The following is a 19,627-nucleotide window of genomic DNA, read 5'->3' on the forward strand; positions in this document are numbered from 1 at the left end:
CGGCCCCTTCAGGGGGTCGAGAACATCAGGGCGGTGAGGATGAAGTCCATCGCCAGAACACCCAATGAGGCGATGACGACCGTGCGCGTGGTGGCGTAGGCGACGCCTTCAGGGGTGGCTTCGGTCTCGTGCCCCTGGTAGAGCGCGACAAAGGTGCAGATCACGCCGAAGACGGCCGACTTGACGATGCCGTTGCCGACATCGCGCCACACGTCCACCCGCGCCTGCATGATGGACCAGAAGTTTCCGGAGTCGACGCCGATCAGCAGCACGGCCACCACATAGGCCCCCAGGATGCCGACGGCAGAGAACAACGCGGCCAGCAGGGGCATCGAGACGATGCCGCCGATGAAGCGTGGCGCCAGCACGCGGCTGCGCGGATCAATCGCCATCAGCTCCATCGCGGCGAGTTGCTCGCCCGCTTTCATCAGACCGATCTCCGCGGTCAGCGAGGTGCCCGCCCGGCCGGCAAACAGCAAGGCGGTGACCACCGGCCCCAGCTCGCGCACCAGCGACAGGTTGACGATCAGGCCCAGCGACTCGGTGGCCCCATAGGTCACCAGCGCGTAATACATCTGCAGCGCCAGCACGAAGCCTACCGCCAGGCCGGAGGCCAGGATGATCACGAGCGAGCGGTTGCCGATCGCCTGCACCTGCGCCACCACCAGCGAGAAACGGCGCAGCGCTGCAGGAGAAAAGCGCAGCAGATCGGCGAAGAAGAACGCCGAATGCCCCAGCGCCCTCAGCCAGCGCAGTGTCGCCGCACCCAGCCAACCCAGCAGGGCGGTCATGCCGGCAGCCCCAGTTCTTCGGCCAGCGGCTTCGCCGGGTAATGGAAGCGCACCGGACCATCGGGTTCGCCGCGGATGAATTGGCGCACTTCCGGCAGTTCGGAGGCGCGCAGTTCGTCCGGCGTGCCGTGCGCGACGACCTTGCCCTGGGTCGACATCAGGTAGGCGTAGTCGGCGATCTCGAAACACTCCTGAACGTCGTGCGACACCATCAGCGTGGTCGCACCGGTGGTGTCGTTGAGCTTGCGGATCAGATTGGCCGTCACGCCCATCGAGATCGGGTCCAGGCCGGCAAAAGGTTCGTCGTACATGATCAGTTCGGGATCCAGCGCGATCGCGCGAGCCAGGGCGATGCGCCGCGCCATGCCCCCCGAGACCTCGCTGATGCGAAGGTGCGACGCACCGCGCAGACCGACCGCGTTGAGCTTCATCAGGACGATGTCGCGGATCATGCTGTCGCTCAGGTTGGTGTGCTCGCGCAGCGGAAACGCCACGTTCTCGTAGACAGTCAGGTCGGTGAACAGCGCGCCGAACTGGAACAGCATTCCCAGGCGACGGCGCAGCCGGTACAACTGCACTTTGTCGCGCGGGTCGACCGGCTCGCCGTCGAAGATCACCGTTCCCGACGTGACGGCATGCACGCCGCCGATCAGGCGCAGCAAGGTGGTCTTGCCGCAGCCCGAGCCGCCGAGAATGGCCGTGACCTTGCCGCGCGCGAAGCGCAGCGACACGTCGTTGAGGATCGTGCGGCTCGCGTCGTAGCCGAACGTGACGTGGTCGATGGAAATGAAGGTGTCTTGACTCATCGAAGGCAGGGAATTCCCGAAGATTGTCGCATGAGCCCTACCGGCTTGCAGTCGCTTTGCCTGCCTTCACAGCGGGGTGAAGTTCGTAGGGCGCGCGCGAATGCGACAACGGCCGGGCAAAAGCCCGGCCGTTGTCTCCGATTCACCGACGATCGCGGCCGTTGATTCAACGCGGCAGCGACGAAGACCCCATCAGGTACTGGTCGACGGCATGGGCGGCCTGCCGCCCCTCGCGAATCGCCCAGACCACCAAGGACTGACCGCGCCGCATGTCGCCTGCGGCGAACACCTTGTCCACGTTGGTGGCATACCCGGTGGCCGCGTCCACACCGGCCTTGGCATTGCCACGCGCGTCCTTGTCGACGCCGAAGGCGTCCAGCACCGTGGACACCGGGTTCACGAATCCCATCGCCAGCAGCGCCAGATCGGCCTTGAGGACTTGCTCCGATCCAGGCACCTCGACCATCTTGCCGCCTTGCCATTCGACGCGCACCGTCTTGACGCCGACCAGCTTGCCCTTCTCACCCAGGAATTCCTTGGTCGAGATGGCAAACTCGCGCTGGCAGCCCTCGTCGTGGCTTGACGAGGTGCGCAGCTTCAGCGGCCAATAAGGCCAGGTCAGCGGCCGATCCTCGACCTCGGGCGGCTTGGGCATCACCTCGAACTGCGTGACGCTGACCGCGCCGTGGCGGTTGCTGGTGCCGACGCAGTCGCTGCCAGTGTCGCCGCCGCCGATGACGATGACGTGCTTGCCATCGGCCCGGATCTGGCCCTTGAGCTTGTCACCGGCATTGATCTTGTTCTGCTGGGGCAAGAATTCCATCGCGAAGTGGACCCCGTCCAGATCCCGGCCAGGCACCGGGAGGTCGCGGCTCTGTTCGGCGCCGCCGCTGAGCAGCACCGCGTCGAACTCGGCCTTCAGCTGATCGGCGCCGATCGACGTTTTGGCCCAGTTGGTGACCTTGGAGTCCTTGGGCATCGCAGCCACCAGCACACCGGTGCGGAACACCACGCCCTCGGCCTCCATCTGCCGGACGCGGCGGTCGATGTGCGACTTCTCCATCTTGAAGTCAGGGATGCCGTAGCGCAGCAGACCGCCGACGCGATCGTTCTTCTCGAACACCGTCACGTCGTGGCCGGCCCGCGCCAGCTGCTGCGCGGCCGCCAGGCCCGCCGGCCCGGAGCCCACCACGGCCACCTTCTTGCCGGTCTTGACCGCTGACGGCAGCGGTGCGACCCAGCCCTCGTCCCAGGCACGGTCGATGATGGCGTGCTCGATGGACTTGATGCCCACGGCGTCATCGTTGACGTTCAGCGTGCAGGCGGCCTCGCACGGTGCGGGGCAGATGCGTCCGGTGAACTCCGGGAAATTGTTGGTGCTGTGCAGCACGGCCGCCGCGCTCTTCCAGTCGTCCCGGTAGACCAGGTCGTTGAAGTCGGGAATCACGTTGTTGACCGGGCAGCCGTTGTTGCAGAACGGCGTACCGCAATCCATGCAGCGCGCCGCCTGCACCTTGGCCTCATCGGTCTTCAGGCCGATGACGAATTCCTTGTAGTCCTTCAAGCGCTTGTCGACCGGCGCGTAGCCTTCTTCGAGCCGCTCGTATTCCATGAAGCCTGTGACTTTTCCCATGATGCTTGATTCCTGATGTCGTCGTGGCCGGGCTTATTTCGCAGGCACCATCTTGCCGGCCTTCTTCTCACCCTTGGCCTTGGCCACGGCGCTGCCCGCCTCCTTGGCCGCGCCCAGTTCGCCCAGCGCACGCTTGTATTCGTTCGGAAACACCTTGACGAACCTGGCGCGGGCCTCCGACCAGTTGTCGAGGATCTCGCGGGCCCGCAGCGAACCGGTCCACTTGTGGTGGTCTTCGATCAGCTTCTTGAGCAGCGCCTCGTCGGTCTGGTCCTTGTGCCAGACGGCACGGGCCACGCTGGCTTCCTGCTCGGCCGCCGGCAGCACCTTGTCCAGCGACACCATCGCGGTGTTGCAGCGCTTGGCGAACAGACCGTCCTCGTCGTACACGTAGGCGATGCCGCCCGACATGCCTGCGGCGAAGTTGCGTCCGGTCCTGCCCAGCACGGCCACCGTTCCACCGGTCATGTATTCGCAGCCATGGTCGCCGGTGCCTTCCACCACCGCCGTGGCGCCCGACATGCGCACACCGAAGCGCTCGCCCGCCACGCCGCGGAAGAAAGCCTCGCCGCTGGTGGCGCCGATCAACGCCGTATTGCCGACGATGATGTTCTTGGTCGCATCGCCACGGAACTCAATGCTGGGCCGGATGGCCACCCGGCCACCCGACAAGCCCTTGCCGGTGTAGTCGTTGGCTTCACCGATCAGGTAGAGCGTGATGCCCTGGGCCAGGAAGGCCGCGAAGCTCTGGCCGCCAGTGCCTTCCATCTGGATGAACAGCGTCTGGTCCGGTAGCCCCTCGGGACGGTGGCGGATCAACTCGCCCGACAGCATCGCACCGACCGAGCGGTTGACGTTGCGCGCGTCTTCCATGAACTGCACCTTCTCGCCCTTGTCGATGGCGGCGCGGCTCTTGGCGATCAGCTTCATGTCCAGCGCCTTGTCCAGGCCGTGGTCCTGGTTCTCGACGTGGTAGCGCGGCACCTCGGCCGGCACCTGCGGCAGATAGAAGACCTTGCTGAAGTCCAGGCCCTTGGCCTTCCAGTGGCTGATGGCCCTCTTGGTGTCGAGCAGATCGGCACGGCCGATCAGGTCATCGAACTTGCGGATGCCCAGCTGCGCCATGATCTGGCGCGCCTCTTCGGCAACGAAGAAGAAGTAGTTCACCACGTGCTCGGGCTTGCCCGAGAACTTCTGGCGCAGCACCGGGTCCTGCGTGGCCACACCCACCGGGCAGGTGTTCAGGTGGCACTTGCGCATCATGATGCAGCCTTCGACCACCAGCGGCGCCGTGGCGAAGCCGAATTCGTCGGCACCCAGCAGCGCGCCGATGACGACGTCGCGGCCGGTCTTCATCTGGCCGTCGGCCTGCACCCGCACGCGGCTGCGCAGGCGGTTCAGCACCAGGGTCTGCTGGGTCTCGGCCAGGCCCAGCTCCCAGGGCGTGCCGGCGTGCTTGATCGAACTCCACGGCGACGCACCGGTGCCGCCGTCGTGGCCGGCGATCACGATGTGGTCAGCCTTGCACTTGGTGACGCCGGCGGCAATGGTGCCCACGCCCACTTCCGACACCAGCTTGACGCTGATGCTGGAACGGGGGTTCACGTTCTTCAGGTCGTGGATCAGCTGGGCCAGGTCCTCGATCGAGTAGATGTCGTGGTGCGGCGGCGGGCTGATCAAGCCCACGCCGGGCACCGAATGGCGCAACCGACCGATGTACTGCGACACCTTGCCGCCCGGCAGCTGGCCGCCCTCACCCGGCTTGGCGCCCTGGGCCATCTTGATCTGGATCTGATCGGCCGAGACCAGGTACTCGGTGGTGACGCCGAAGCGGCCCGAGGCGACCTGCTTGATCTTCGAGCGCAGGCTGTCGCCTGCCTGCATCGCGTAGTCGGCTTCGATGACCTCCGAGCCCACCACGTCCGACACCTTGGTGCCCTGCGCGATCGGGATGCCCTTCAACTCGTTGCGATAGCGCGCCGGGTCTTCGCCGCCCTCGCCGGTGTTGCTCTTGCCGCCGATGCGGTTCATCGCCAGCGCCAGCGTGCTGTGCGCCTCCGTGCTGATCGAGCCCAGCGACATCGCGCCGGTCGCGAAGCGCTTGACGATCTCGGCCGCCGGCTCGACCTCGTCGAGCGGGATGGCCTTGCTCGGATCGAGCTTGAATTCGAACAGACCGCGCAGGGTCAGGTGGCGCCTGCTCTGGTCGTTGATGATCTGGGCGTATTCCTTGTAGGTATCAAACTTTCCCGAGCGGGTGCTGTGCTGCAGCTTGGCGATGGCGTCGGGCGTCCACATGTGCTCCTCGCCGCGGGTGCGCCAGGCGTACTCACCGCCGGTCTCCAGCATGGCGGCAAGCAACGGGTCGTTGCCGAACGCGGCGCGATGGTTGCGCAGGGATTCCTCGGCCACCTCGAACACGCCGATGCCTTCGACCTGGGTCGCCGTACCGCGGAAATACTTGGACACCATGTCCTTGTTCAGGCCGATGGCCTCGAACAACTGGGCGCCACAGTAAGACATGTAGGTCGACACGCCCATCTTGGACATGATCTTCGACAGGCCCTTGCCGATCGCCTTGACGTAGTTGTAGACCGCCTTGTCGGCGGACAGATCGGCCGGCAATTCGGCGTGCAGGTTGGCCAGGGTTTCCAGCGCCAGGTACGGGTGCACGGCCTCTGCGCCATAGCCCGCCAGCACAGCGAAGTGATGCACTTCGCGCGCCGAACCCGTCTCCACCACCAGTCCGGCGGTCGTGCGCAGCCCCTCACGCACCAGATGATGATGGATCGCCGACAGCGCCAACAGCGCCGGAATGGCCACGTTGAGGCGGTCCATCTGGCGGTCGGTGATGATGAGAATGTTGTGGCCGCTCTTCAAGGCATCCACCGCTTCGGCGCACAGCGAAGCCAGTTTGGCTTCCACGCCCTCGCGGCCCCAGGCCAACGGGTAGGTGATGTTCAGTTCGTAGGACTTGAACTTGCCGTGGGTGTGGGCCTCGATGCCGCGCAAACGCGCCATGCCCTTGAAGTCGAGGATGGGCTGCGACACCTCGAGGCGCATCGGCGGATTGACCGCGTTGATGTCCAGCAGGTTCGGCTTCGGACCGATGAAGCTGTTCAGCGACATCACGATCGCCTCGCGGATCGGGTCGATCGGCGGGTTGGTGACCTGGGCGAACAGCTGCTTGAAGTAGTTGTAGAGCGGCTTGTTCTTGTCCGACAGGACCGCCAAAGGCGAGTCGTTGCCCATCGAACCGATGCCTTCTTCGCCGTTGATGGCCATCGGCGCCATCAGGAACTTGATGTCCTCCTGCGTGTAGCCGAAGGCCTGCTGGCGATCGAGCAGCGCCTCCTTGAAGACGGCCCCGGCCGCATGGGCAACGTCGATCTCGTCCAGGCGAACCCGCACGTTGTCGATCCACTGTCGATACGGGCGGGCGAACGCGTACTGGTTCTTCAGCTCTTCGTCGTCGACGATGCGGCCCTGCTCGAAGTCGATCAGGAACATCTTGCCTGGTTGCAGGCGCCACTTCTTGACGATCTTGTTTTCGGAAATGGGCAGCACCCCCGATTCCGAAGCCATCACCACCAAGTCATCGTCGGTGACGATGTAGCGTGCCGGGCGAAGACCGTTGCGATCCAGCGTGGCGCCGATCTGCTTGCCGTCGGTGAAGACCATCGCCGCCGGGCCGTCCCAGGGCTCCATCATCGAGGCGTGGTACTCGTAGAACGCGCGGCGCCGCGCATCCATCATCTCGTGCTGCTCCCAGGCCTCGGGAATCATCATCATCGCCGCGTGCGCGAGGGGGTAGCCGCTCATCGTCAGCAACTCCAGCGCATTGTCGAAGGTCGCGGTATCGCTCTGGCCCTCGAAGCTGATCGGGTAGAGCTTCTTCAGATCGTCGCCCAGCACCGGCGACTTCATCACGCCTTCGCGGGCCCGCATCCAGTTGAAGTTGCCCTTGACCGTATTGATCTCGCCGTTGTGCGCCACCATCCGGTACGGGTGCGCCAGCGGCCACTCGGGGAAGGTGTTGGTGGAGAAGCGCTGGTGAACCAGGGCCAGGGCCGAGACCGTGCGCGGATCCTGCAGATCCTTGTAGTACTTGCCCACCTGGTCGGCCAACAGCAGACCCTTGTAGATGATGGTGCGGCAGCTCATGCTGGGCACGTAGTACTCGCGCGAATGCGTGAGCTTGAGCTTCTGGATGGCCGCCGACGCGGTCTTGCGGATCACGTACAGCTTGCGCTCCAGCGCGTCCGGCACGATCACATCGGCACCCCGACCGACAAAGACCTGGCGGATCACCGGCTCGGTCGTGCGCACCGTGGGCGACATGGGCATGTCGCGGTCGACCGGCACGTCGCGCCAGCCCAGCAGCACCTGACCTTCGGCCTTGATGGCGCGCTCCATCTCCTGCTCGCAAGCCAGGCGCGATGCATGTTCCTTAGGCAGAAAAATCATGCCGACGCCGTACTCGCCCGGCGGCGGCAACTCGACGCCCTGGGCCGCCATCTCGGCACGGAAGTAGTCGTCCGGGATCTGGATCAGGATGCCTGCACCGTCGCCCATCAGGGCGTCGGCGCCGACGGCGCCCCGGTGGTCGAGGTTCTCCAGGATCTTCAGGCCTTGCTCGACGATGGAGTGCGCCTTCTGGCCCTTGATGTGGGCCACGAAGCCGACACCGCAGGCGTCGTGCTCGTTCGCCGGGTCATAGAGCCCACCGGTAGCGAGCGATTGGATTTCTTGGGGCGACGCGGCCCCAGAGGCTGCCTGAGTCATGGCGCACTCCTCGACGTTGCTAGGGAAAACGCGAGCGTAGAGCAATTTGCGCCGACACTCAAGCGAAATTAAATGGGGTCAGATTACTATTAAATACCTCGCCAGGGATTTCTTGAAATTAAATGGGGTCATACTTTAGATCGCTCTGCGCGAGAGCCTGCGGGTCGTCCTCGGCGTCTTGGCGACAGATCGCGCTGGATCGCTCGTGACATGCGGTCGACGAAGTCCTTGTCCCCGAGAATCCCGCCCTGCAGCAGGACCGTCGTGATCCGTTGCCGTTCGGCCTGGGGCACGCCCTCTGCCAGCCAGCGCCGGTAGGCAGCCTCCCGCTCGAAAGGCGTGTTGCCCAAACGCCAGAATGCAGGGTGATCCGTGACGAGCGGATCGGCGACCTGCCCAAGATGGTGCGCCAGACTGGACCAGGGCCAGTCAAGCAAACCCGAGGCCAGGCCTGCACGATGCGGATTGAGCTCGATGTACCGCTGGCAGCTCAGAAGGTAGGCATCGCCATCCACCACGCTGACCTTGAAGCGCCCCTCCCACAAGGTGCCGGAGCGCTGATGGCGTCGATTGAAGCCCGCGACATAGCGGCGCCCCAGCGCCTGCATCAGGCGGCTGAGGCCCGAAGCTTCCTTCGGGGTGGCCAGCAGATGCACATGGTTGGGCATCAGCACGTAGGCGTGCACGGCGACCTCATGGATCGTTGCGCTGTTGCGCAAGGCCTCCAGATACTGCCGCCGGTCGTCGTCGTCCAGAAAGACCGACTGGCGATTGTTGCCTCGCTGGATCAGGTGATGCGGTTGATCGGGAACCACGAGACGGAGGGGTCGGGCCATGATGCGTCAAATTGTTGATCCGACCCCATTTATATCGCACCCCATGGTGGGCCGCGATGGACTGACTATTCGCGGAAGATCCGCCGTCCCGTCAGCCGCTGATGCTCCCGCCCGGCAAAGCGATCGGTCATCCCTGCGATGTAATCCGCCACCGCACGCGCCTGATCCCCGGCACACCGATAGTCGGCAGGCATCTCGGAAGGACTGTCCATGTAGACACCGAACAAGTCCCGAACAATGCAGCGAGCGCGTTGGGTGGTGTCGACGACCTGGGGATGGCGGTACAACTCACTGAAGAGAAATCGCTTGAGCGCCGCACTTTCGTGCCGCATCTCCGGACTGAATGACACCAGCCCGGCCTGACGCCTGGCGTCGTCCGCACTCTCAGGCTGGCTTCGCGCCAGCGCCAGCGAGGTGGTGTCGATCACATCGTAGACCTGGGCCGACAACATCTGCCGGATCGTCTCGGCCAGCAGGCGCCGGGGCGCTTTCGCGGCCAGTTGCGGGTGTGCCGCCAGCGCCTGGGCGAGAAATCCCTCCACGAGCGGCACCTGTCGAAGTTGCTCCAACGTGATCAGGCCGGACCGCACGCCGTCGTCGACGTCGTGCGCGTTGTAGGCAATCTCATCGGCCAGGTTCGTCAACTGCGCTTCCAGGCTGGGTTGGTGGCCGTCCAGAAACCGCCGCCCTATTCCCTGGGGCTGATCCCGTTCCAAGGCCTCGGCCACGGCTTTGGGGCAGCGCTTCAAAATGCCTTCACGGGTTTCGAAGCACAGGTTCAGACCGTCCCATTCGGGGTAAGGCTGCTCCAGGGAATCCACCACCCGCAGGCTTTGAAGGTTGTGCTCGAAGCCGCCGAACGGCGTCATGCACTCGTTCAAGGTGTCCTGTCCTGCGTGACCGAAGGGTGTATGGCCAAGATCGTGGGCCAATGCGACGGCCTCCACCAGATCCTCGTTCAGTCGCAGGCTGCGTGCGATCGACCGCCCCAGTTGCGCCACCTCCAAGGAGTGCGTCAAGCGGGTCCGGAACAGGTCTCCTTCATGGTTGACGAACACCTGGGTCTTGTAGACCAGGCGGCGAAAGGCGGTGCAGTGGACGATCCGGTCACGATCGCGCTGGAAGTCATTTCGCGTCGGCGCCGGTGGTTCGATGTGGAGGCGACCCCGGCTCAGGGCCGGATCGCATGCCCAAGGTGCCAGCGCGACGGCCGCCGGACGGATCTCCACGTCAAAGCCTCCTCATTCGCTGAGCGCCTCGATGACGCTGGCCACCAGGTCGTCGGGTGCCGTCCGAACCACCGCCAGACCGGGCCGCTCGATCAGCACGAAACGGATTTCGCCGGCCTCGGCCTTTTTATCGACCCGCATGTGCGACAGGTATTCGTCAGCCCCCAGTCGCGGGCCGCGCACCGGCAAGCCGGCTCGGCCAATCAGCGTCTCCAGCCGCACGCGAAAGCCGGGGGCGACAAGGCCCATCCGTTCCGACAGTTCGCTGGCCATGACCATCCCTGCCGCCACTGCCTCGCCGTGCAGCCAGGCACCAAACCCCAGGCCGGCCTCGATCGCGTGGCCAAAGGTGTGACCGAAATTCAACAGGGCACGACGACCGTTCTCCCGCTCGTCCGCGCCCACCACCTCGGCCTTGATTTCGCAGCAGCGGGTGATCGCGTGGATCAATGCGTCGGCATCCCGGGCCCGCAGCGCCGGCAGATGTTCCTCGAGCCAGTCGAGGAATCGAGCGTCGTGGATCGGGCCGTACTTGATGACCTCGGCCAGCCCCGCGGAGATTTCGCGGTCCGGCAGGGTCTCCAACGTATCCAGGTCGCACAGCACGCGCACCGGTTGGTAGAAGGCGCCGATCATGTTCTTGCCCAGCGGGTGGTTGATCGCCGTTTTCCCCCCCACCGATGAATCGACTTGCGCCAGCAAGGTCGTCGGTACCTGCACGAACGGGACCCCCCGCATGTAGCAGGCCGCCGCGAAACCCGTCATGTCGCCGATCACGCCACCGCCCAGCGCAAACATCACCGTCTTGCGGTCACAACCCCGTGCAAGGAGTTCGTCGAACACCAGATTCAGAGTGGCCCAGTCCTTGTAGCTCTCGCCATCGGGCAGGATGACCTGTTCAACCCGGGCATATCGGCCCGCCAAGACCGTCTTCAAGGGCGACAGGTACAACGGTGCCACCGTGGCGTTGGTCACCACCATCGCGACACTGGCAGATGGCAGATCGGCCCACAGTGCCGGCTGCTTCAAAAGGCCCTGGCCCACCAGCACGTCGTAGCTGCGTTGGCCGAGTTGGATCCCCACACGATTCACGTCGTTCACCCCATGCGTTGCACGGAAGGAGTGTACGTGCCACCCGGTTGCCTTCTGGCTCCCACCCGAGGCACCATGGCGACCCTCACCGCCGCGGTCCCGGAGCCGCCGAGCTTCTTCTCTTGAGAGCAGGCGTGTCAGGCCTCGTCGCCCGGCGGCATCGGCGGCACCGCACCTGCGAGTTCCAGTTGCATCGCCAACAAGTGCACCAGCGCGGGCACGGTACTGCGCCCGGTATCGATCGTGAAGTTCGCCACCTCGCGGTAGAACGGATCACGGGCGACGAAAAGCTCACGAAGCTTGGTCAGCGGGTCGCCGCCCTGAAGCAGCGGACGCTGCCGGTCATGACGCAGACGGCGGGCCAGATCTTCAGGCGTCGCCCGCAGATACACCACCTGGCCGTGCTCCCGCAACACCTTGCGATTGGCTTCGCGCAGCACGGCGCCGCCGCCAGTGGCCAAGATCAGTGCATCCTGCTGAGCCAAGCTGGCGATGACCGCAGACTCGATCTCGCGAAAGCTGTCCTCGCCGTAGCGCTCGAAGTGGGTGCGAATCGACTCACCCAGTTCGCGCTCGATCTCGGTGTCGCTGTCTGCGAATCGCCAACCTAGCAGGCGGGAAAGATGCCGCCCGACAGTGGATTTGCCACTGCCGGGCATGCCGACCAGCGCGATCACTGGGTGCAGGCGGCGCCGCTCGGCGGCGTGGCGGAGGTCGTGACATTCACCGGGAAGGTGGTCACGGTGCCCTTGGGCGAGGTGGTCGAGATGAAGATCGTCCCCGAACTCGTGCCGCTGAACTGGTAACCGACAGCCGCTGCGGTCGCAGACGAGGTGCTCGGGACGGGCGAGCCGCCTCCGACCGACACGGTGATCCCCGTCGTCGCCGATACCGTGATCGTTGTGCCCGCCGCCATCGGATTCAACCGATTGTCGTTGGCGTCCGAAACGAGGAACGTCAGGCTGCCAGTTCCCGGCATGTTGTACAAACTGCCCGAGGCCATGCGGAAATAGGTTCCGCTGCTCGTCGAAAAGCCATCATCGCTGGTGACGATGCTCTGAGCAACGCAACCGCTGTCGAGGCTCGCGCCGCTGACATTGCTCACCACCCCTGCACCGGCGCGGAACCACATCAGGCGCGATGCCGACGTCGACAGCACCGTTTCCGTGGCCCGACGCACATAGGCCTTGCCCCAGGTTCCATCGCAGGTCGTGGCGCCCACGGACGGAATCGATGCATTGAGATTCAACAATGCATTGGTGATGGGCGCGCAAGCCACCCCCCCGTTCGTTCCGAGGGAAATGTACTGATCAGCCCCGGCCGCGTTGTACGTCGCGCTGAATTTACGGCTGAGGAACACGTCGCCGAGATCTTGGAAAGACTCGCCGGCATCCCACACGTTATTGCCGTTGGCATCCAGGAAGGACTCCTCGCCGAGCGCATAGGCCAGCACGGTGATGCGGCCATCGGCCGGTCTCGGGGAGGCGGACTGGAAATTGGCCGTGGCGCTGGCCAGTCCATTGGCCAGGGTCGTGAACTGTTGGGCCTGGATCTGCCCGCCTTCCGTCACGAAATTGATCGTGGTGCCGGCAGGCACAGGATTACCCATGCGGTCCGAAGCAATGATCGTGTAGGTGTTGGACACCCCGTCGATGTTCATGCCTTCGATATTGATCGTGTTCTGAGAGAGAGAGAAATTCAGCTCAGAGGGCAAACCCACGGCGACGCTGAGACTGCTCGACACGGTCGTGATGTTGGCCCCTGCCAAGGTCGCGGTCACCCGCACGGGCGTAGGCACCGTGCCCGAGTTGATGCGGACGGTCACCTGCCCGTTCGAATCACTCAGCTTGGTCTCGGAACCCGATCCGCCATCCATGGTCAGTCCACCTGCCAACGTGGTGGGTGTCAATGTCACACTTTGGTTGGGCAAGGGATTACCAGCTTGGTCCTTCACCACGAAGGTGACCGTCGAGGTTTCGGTCAGGCCCGAGCCTTTCAGGTAGATCGTCGACGGATTCGCCGACACGAACCCCAGGCTGCTGGCCGTGGGAGAGGCCAGCGGAATGGCCAAGTTCGCCGTCGTTGCGGTTCCGGTCACGGTCATCGTCACCGTGTCCGACGAACTGGTGGCGCCGCAACCCGCATCCTTGTAGGTGAATGTCGCCGTCCCATTGGTGGTCGTGGTAGTGGCCGGCGTGATGCTGGCCTTGCCGCTGTTGGAACACAAGGACACCACCGACAAGGCCACCGGCGTACCCGGCGCCGTGCCCGACAAATTGACCGTCAAGTTCGCTTGGCCGTAGGCACCCAGCGTTCCGCCCCCCAAATCCGAGGTGAAGGAACTGACGCCGACGTTGGTCGCCGTGACCTGGAAACCGGCTGTCTGCCTGAGTTGGGTGCCGTTGACCGTGGCGGTCGCCTGCACATAGTCTGCGCCGGACTTGGTGCCATTGACCGGATACAGCGACACCGAGGCCTGACCATTGGAATCGGTCAGCGCTGAACTGGAGCTGAAAGTTCCCAGTCCTGCGACGGTGGAAAAACCAACGACCGCATTGGGTACCAGTTTTCCACCGGCATCTTGCAGCGTCACGGTCACCGTCGCAGGCGAGTTGGCGGTCACCGTTTGCGACGACAAGTTGACGGACATGGTGGCGCTGCCGCCGCTTGCACTGTTGACCACCGCGAAACTGGTGGTACCCGTGACTGAACCACTGGTCGCCGTCACGTTGATCGTCCGGGGAGTGGGGTCGTTCCCCATGCCGATCGTGGCGGTCAGGGTTCCCGTGGAATCGGTTGAGGACGCCGTTGCGGTGACGACACCGCCATTGTCGGCGGTCACCACCACCGGCGCGCCGCTGACCGTCTGATTGGCGCTGTTGACCGCCGTCACGGTCACAGTGATGGGCTGGGGCAGCTGATTGGGCAGCGTCTGTGCGCTGAGTTCGAGGCGAAGTTGGGCCGCAGCATTCGCGCCGGTACCCGCTCCCGAACCGGTCCCCGAGCCGCCGCAAATATTGCACGTCCCCGGATTCCCTCCCCCACCGCCGCAAGCGGCAAGCAACGTCACCATTGCCGCCAGCGCCCACCCCAGGATGCGTCGCATCATCGAATCTCTCCAGATATCAAATCGTCGCCGTGAATCGGTTCAGCGTGCCGCCGACCGGTCCGTCACGACCTTCGGTGTGATGAACACCAGTAGCTCATCGCGGGTGCTGTACCGCACCTTGTTCTTGAACAGGTTGCCGAGAATCGGAACATCGCCCAGCAGAGGCACCTTGTCGACTTTGTCCTGGTCTTCTTGGGTGTAGATGCCGCCGAGCACGACGGTGCCGCCGTTCTCCACCATCACCTGGGTCTGCACATGCTTGGTGTTGATGGAAGGACCGGCCGGCGTGTCCGAGCCACGGCTGTCATTGGTGACATCCACCGACAGGATCACGTTCCCCTCGGGCGTGATCTGCGGCGTGACCTGCAATCTCAGGCTGGCCTTGCGGAACTGGATCGATGTGGCGCCGCTGGACGTCGCCACCTGATAGGGCAGTTCGGTACCCTGCTCGATGACCGCCATGGTCTGGTCGGCGGTCACAACCCGAGGGCTGGACACAATCTTTCCTTTGCCGTCCGACTCGAGCGCAGAGAGTTCAAGATTCAGGAACCGGTTGGCCCCCGCACTGAACAGAGAGAACGCCACCGACGCCGCCGACGCGCCATTGAAGGCCGACGACGAGGTTAGCGCAGGCAGATTCACGAACTGCGAGTTGGCGTAGGACGTGTCGGTGCTTTGTTGCAGGGTCTGATACCCCACCGCGTTGTAATTGCCACCGACCGTGAGGAAGTTGTTGCCCCCCACGGAATAACCGGGCGTGCCTCCGTTGATGCCGCGCAAGTCGGTGGCACCCAGCTTGACGCCCAGAGTGCGCCCGAAAGAATCGTTGGCCTCGACAATCCGCGCCTCGATCAGCACCTGCCTCGCTGGCACGTCGATCTTGTTGATCATTTGCTGGACCTGCTCCAGCTTGGACGGGATATCGGTCACGAACAGCTGATTGGTTCGCGCTTCGAACAACACCGATCCACGCGGCGACAGCGTCCGCACATTGTTGTTACTGGAACTGCTGCTACTGCTGCTGGTTTGGCCGCCGGTGGTCGACTGCTGGCCGAGCAAAGCATTGGCGACGTCGGCAGCCTTGGTGTAGTTCAGCTGGAAGGATTGAGTCCGGACCGGCTCCAGGTCCTCGATCTTCTTTTGGGATTCCAGCGCGACCTGCTCCTTCGCTGCCAACTCTTCCTTCGGAGCGATCCAGAGCACGTTGCCGGACTTCTTCATCCCCAGACCCTTGGCCTGGAGAATGATGTCCAGTGCCTGATCCCATGGCACGTCCTTCAGGCGCAGCGTGACATTGCCGGTCACCGAGTCGCTGGTCACCACATTGAAATTGGTGAAGTCCGCAATGACTTGAAGCAGCGAGCGCACCTCGATGTTCTGGAAATTGAGCGACAGCTTTTCACCTTGATAGCCCGGGCCTTGCGTCAGCTTGTTCGGATCCATCTGCACCGGGCGCACTTCCAGCACGAACTGGTTGTCGGTCTGATAGGCGCTGTGCTCCCAGGCGCCGCGGGGATCGATGACCATGCGCACCCGGTCACCGACTTGGGTCGTGGTGATGGTTTGCACCGGTGACCCGAAGTCCGACACATCCAACCGGCGCCGCAGGTTCTCAGGCACGCTTGAGCGCAGGAATTCAACCACCAGCTTCTGGCCTTGCTGCCGCAAATCCACACCGACTTGGGTGTTGGCCAAACCAACGATGATCCGGCCCGCGCCGTCGGGGCCCCGCCGGAAATCGATGTCGCGCAACGGCAGTTGATCGGTGTTCTGGCTGCTGGCGAAGTGCACCGGCTGGGTCGCCGCATCCCCGGATGCGGGTATCGCTTGTGCGGCAGCGTCCAGCAGGATCAGCAGGGTGGAACCCTGAAGTTCGGTGCGGTACGTGGCCGACTGCTTCAGATTCAAAACAAGCCGGGTACGGTCGCCCGATTGGGCCACATTGACCGCCCGGACATTGCCTTGGTCAAGTTCGATCGACGACTTGCCCAAGGCGTTTCCGATGCCCGGCAAATCGATCGCGACGCGCGGTGGAACCTGCACCGCGAAGCCTGCCGGTGCCGCCTTGAGGGGTTCGGAGAGCTCGACACGAACCACCTCGCCGCTTCCCTGCTGGGCCGCCGTGATGGATCGAATGACATTGCCTGCCCAACTCATGCCGGGCAGCGACAGCCCCAACATCAGCACCAGCGCGCCGACAAACCGAATCCGCTGCATCTTGCCTGACTCCAACCTGTTGTTCATTGCGCCTTCTCCTGAAGCTGGAGGGTGCTGGTGCGCTCTATCCACTCGCCGGAAGCATCCTGCACGATTTCCCGCAAGGTCAATTCCTTCTCGGTGATCTGGGTGATCTTCCCGTAGTTCTGTCCCATGTATTCACCGACTTTCACGTAATGCAGCAGGTTGTCCACACGGATCAACGCATGCTGTTTCCCGTCACGAACCACGCTACCGACCATGACCATGCTGTCCAGCGGATACGCCTCAAGTGGCTCCTTGGGACGGCGCATCTCCGACGCCAGAACGGCATTGGGTTGGCGCGTGATCAACGCGTTGGTGTCCATCTTCTTCGGACTGAACGGCTCCACCCCTTTCAGTTCAAGATAAGGCTGAGGCACGAACTTGCTAGGCGGTGAAATAGGCTCAACGTGCGGCTTGATTTCCTTCTGCTGCTGCTGCATCCACTGCTGCAACTCATCCCGATCTCCGCCACACCCCGCCAGCAAGGCCAGGCTCATCAACAGCATCCAAGCCAAGTACTTCATGGCTGTTTGCCCTTCTTCTTGGCCTCAGCGGCCGCCCGCTTGACTTCAGCAACCTCGTCGGCATCGAGGTACCGATAGGTTCGCGCCGTGGCTTCCATCGACAGCAAGCCGGAAGTGTCCTTGGGCTGAGGCGCCAGGCTCAAATTGTGCAAGGTCACGATCCGAGACAGGTTGGCAATGTCCGCAGCGAACGACCCGATGTCGTGATAGTGCCCCACCACGCGAATCGAAATCGGCAACTCGGCGTAGTAGTCCTTGACGACCACTTGACCCGGACGGAACAGTTCGAACTGCAGGCCGCGGCCAATGCCCGCCTGATTGATGTCCGACAACAGCGCATCCATCTCGGCCTTGCCCGGGAGCTGCTTCTCCAACTGGGTCACATACTCTTGAACCTGCTCCTTTTGCTTGCGCAACTCGACAAGATTCACCGCCTGACCCAGCTTGGTTCGATATTCCGCCTTCAGTTGCGGTTCGCGGTCACGCGCGGCTTGAAGGTCGTCGCTGGCTCCGCTCAACAGCAGCGGCCAACCGAGAGCAACCACCACCGCCGATGCCACGGTCCAGGCTGCCGCCTTGGGCAGCAAAGGCCACTGCCCTGGTTCTTTGGGGTTGAGATCTCGAAACTGAGCGGCCATCCGCTGCAGACTGGCCGTCACGTCGAAATTCTTGAGGGTGCTTTGCTTCGTCGCCATATCGACCTCAGGACGTCGCCGACGGCTTCGCCGCCTTGGCTTTGGCACCGCTGGCCGCCCCGGCCGGTGCTTGCGGGCGCTTGATCGCCACCCGCATAGAGAAGTCGAACAGCTTGCGCTGGTCTCGACCGATCAACACGTTCGCCGCCTTGATCTCCACGAGTTCCGGCCGTTCCAGCCAAGTCGAGTTGTAGGCCGTATTGCGCAAGAACTCCGACACACGCTCATTGGTGAGCGACATGCCGGTGATCGCCACTTCATCGACGTTCTGCTTGATCGACGTGAGGTAGACGCCCTCAGGCGTCTGCTTGACCAACTCGTCCAGCAGATACACCGGCACGTTGCGATCCGTCTGCAGATCCTCCACGGCCTGTTGACGCGCCTTCAACGCATCGATCTCGCTGCGTAGCGTGGCGATGTCCTTGATCTGCTCGTCGAGCTTCTTGATCTCGCCGGTCAAGAACGCGTTGCGCGACTGCTGCGACGAGGTCATTTGCTGTAACACGCCGTACCAGATCGCAACGAGACCGATCCCCACCACGGCAGACAAGCCCAAGGCCGAGAAGAACGCCCGCTTGCGCTCCTGGCGGCGAGCCTCCCGGTGAGGCAGAAGGTTGATCAGAATCACTGCACAAACCTCCGCATGGCCAACCCGCACGCCGTCAGGTAGGCCGGAGCCTCGCGCCGCACGCGCGATTCGCGCACCGCCGAGCCAAGCTTCATGTTCTCAAAGGGATTCACCACTTTCGAGGCGAATCCCGTCACGTCCTTGACCCGCTCGCGCAAGCCCGGCATCGCCGCCGTTCCGCCGGCCAGCATGATGTAGTTCACCTTGTGGTGCGGCGTGCTCGTGAAGAAATACTGCAGCGCACGACCCACCTCGTGCGCCAGACTGTCGACAAAAGGCGTCAACAAAGTCGGTTCGTAGTCTTCTGGCAGATCACCCGAGATCTTCTTCTGCTCAGCCTCTTCGTAGGAGAAGCCGTACTGCCGGGAAATCAACTGGGTCAGCTGCGACCCCCCGAACGCCTGATCGCGGTCGTAGAGCATCTCCTCGTCGCGCAGCACCTTCAGGCTGGTCGTGTCCGCGCCGATCTCGAACAGCGCCACCAGGGAATCCTTTCCTCCCTCGGGCAACGAGGCCATCAGGCGCCCCATCGCCAGTCTCGACGCGTGAGATTCGATATCCAGCACCACCGGCGTCAGGCCGGCCGCCTCGGCCAACCCCTGCCGATCCTGCACCCTGTCCTTGCGTGAGGCGGCGATCAATACGTCGACGTCGCCGGCGGAGGCCGCATTCGGCCCGATGACACAAAAATCGAGGCTGACTTCGTCCAGCGAGAACGGAATGTACTGATGCGCCTCGGATTCGACCTGGATCTCCATTTCGTCTTCCCGCAAACCGGCGGGGAGCACGATCTTCTTGGTGATCACCGCGGATTGCGGCATGGCCATCACGACCTGGCGGGTCTTGGTGCCGCTGCGGCTGACCACCCGCCGCACCGCGTCCGCGACCTCGTCGAATTTCTCGACCTGGCCATCGACGATCCACCCCTTTTCAAAGGGCTCGCTGGCCAAGCGCTCCAGGATCAATTCACCGGAGGCGGATTGACCCAATTCGACCAGTTTGACGCTGGAGGAACTCACGTCAAGGCCGACCATCTGAGGATGGGTGCGGCCAAGCAGGCGATCAAGTAGACCCACGGGGCATGGCTCCAGCGACACTGTAAACGGGCCGCAAAGTTAACAAAGCACTTCAATCCTATCAGCAAGATCGTTGAGAAACCAAGGATTTGTCCGGCCTGCGGAGGGGGGGGCGTTGTGATTCATTCACAGAAAAGCACAAGAATGGCACGCTCTTGGGCATCATGGGCCCGACGGGACGA

The 19,627-nt window shown here is 63.6% G+C and carries 14 protein-coding genes; all 14 read right to left on the bottom strand.

Annotation, left to right across the window (positions count from 1 at the left end; all coding sequences use genetic code 11):
• Positions 1-8: 8 nt before the first annotated feature.
• The 14 genes from mlaE to AC0N04_RS01315 all read right to left on the bottom strand — a co-directional run bounded on the left by mlaE (position 9) and on the right by AC0N04_RS01315 (position 19,445).
• Complete coding sequence (mlaE, locus tag AC0N04_RS01250) at positions 9-791, bottom strand: lipid asymmetry maintenance ABC transporter permease subunit MlaE (protein ID WP_474277804.1); 783 nt, start codon at positions 789-791, stop codon at positions 9-11.
• Positions 788-1,597, bottom strand: a complete 810-nt coding sequence (locus tag AC0N04_RS01255) for an ABC transporter ATP-binding protein (RefSeq protein WP_474277806.1) — start codon at positions 1,595-1,597, stop codon at positions 788-790. Before AC0N04_RS01255 ends, mlaE begins: the two co-directional genes overlap by 4 nt.
• A 166-nt stretch (positions 1,598-1,763) precedes the next feature.
• Positions 1,764-3,230 carry a glutamate synthase subunit beta gene (locus tag AC0N04_RS01260; protein ID WP_474277808.1) on the bottom strand — a complete coding sequence of 489 codons (1,467 nt, stop codon included), beginning with the start codon at positions 3,228-3,230 and terminating at the stop codon, positions 1,764-1,766.
• A 33-nt stretch (positions 3,231-3,263) separates the two neighbouring features.
• Positions 3,264-8,015 (bottom strand): glutamate synthase-related protein, encoded by a 4,752-nt coding sequence (locus AC0N04_RS01265; protein ID WP_474277810.1) that lies wholly within the window; start codon positions 8,013-8,015, stop codon positions 3,264-3,266.
• Positions 8,016-8,143: 128 nt separating this feature from the next.
• Complete coding sequence (locus tag AC0N04_RS01270) at positions 8,144-8,851, bottom strand: transposase (RefSeq protein WP_474277812.1); 708 nt, start codon at positions 8,849-8,851, stop codon at positions 8,144-8,146.
• Between the two features lie 65 nt (positions 8,852-8,916).
• The gene (locus AC0N04_RS01275) at positions 8,917-10,080 is read right to left on the bottom strand and encodes a deoxyguanosinetriphosphate triphosphohydrolase (RefSeq protein WP_474277814.1); all 1,164 of its coding nucleotides are present in this window, start codon (positions 10,078-10,080) and stop codon (positions 8,917-8,919) included.
• 12 nt (positions 10,081-10,092) lie between these two features.
• Positions 10,093-11,181, bottom strand: coding sequence for a 3-dehydroquinate synthase (gene aroB / locus AC0N04_RS01280; RefSeq protein ID WP_474277816.1), 1,089 nt, complete (start codon positions 11,179-11,181; stop codon positions 10,093-10,095).
• A gap of 128 nt (positions 11,182-11,309) precedes the next feature.
• Positions 11,310-11,849, bottom strand: coding sequence for a shikimate kinase (locus AC0N04_RS01285; protein ID WP_474277818.1), 540 nt, complete (start codon positions 11,847-11,849; stop codon positions 11,310-11,312).
• On the bottom strand, positions 11,846-14,281 hold the full coding sequence (locus AC0N04_RS01290; protein ID WP_474277820.1) for a beta strand repeat-containing protein: 2,436 nt from the start codon (positions 14,279-14,281) through the stop codon (positions 11,846-11,848). The genes AC0N04_RS01285 and AC0N04_RS01290 overlap by 4 nt, the downstream gene beginning before the upstream one ends.
• Before the next feature lie 39 nt (positions 14,282-14,320).
• Positions 14,321-16,525 carry a type IV pilus secretin PilQ gene (locus tag AC0N04_RS01295; protein WP_474277822.1) on the bottom strand — a complete coding sequence of 735 codons (2,205 nt, stop codon included), beginning with the start codon at positions 16,523-16,525 and terminating at the stop codon, positions 14,321-14,323.
• Complete coding sequence (locus AC0N04_RS01300; protein WP_474277824.1) at positions 16,522-17,046, bottom strand: pilus assembly protein PilP; 525 nt, start codon at positions 17,044-17,046, stop codon at positions 16,522-16,524. Before AC0N04_RS01300 ends, AC0N04_RS01295 begins: the two co-directional genes overlap by 4 nt.
• A complete protein-coding gene (locus AC0N04_RS01305) occupies positions 17,043-17,741 on the bottom strand; it encodes a type IV pilus inner membrane component PilO (RefSeq protein ID WP_474277826.1) in 699 nt (232 codons plus the stop codon). The genes AC0N04_RS01300 and AC0N04_RS01305 overlap by 4 nt, the downstream gene beginning before the upstream one ends.
• 7 nt (positions 17,742-17,748) lie before the next feature.
• The gene (locus AC0N04_RS01310; protein ID WP_474277828.1) at positions 17,749-18,369 is read right to left on the bottom strand and encodes a PilN domain-containing protein; all 621 of its coding nucleotides are present in this window, start codon (positions 18,367-18,369) and stop codon (positions 17,749-17,751) included.
• The gene (locus AC0N04_RS01315) at positions 18,366-19,445 is read right to left on the bottom strand and encodes a pilus assembly protein PilM (protein ID WP_474277830.1); all 1,080 of its coding nucleotides are present in this window, start codon (positions 19,443-19,445) and stop codon (positions 18,366-18,368) included. The genes AC0N04_RS01310 and AC0N04_RS01315 overlap by 4 nt, the downstream gene beginning before the upstream one ends.
• Between the last annotated feature and the right edge of the window lie 182 nt (positions 19,446-19,627).

It is taken from the genome of Ideonella sp. sgz306126, assembly GCF_056032705.1.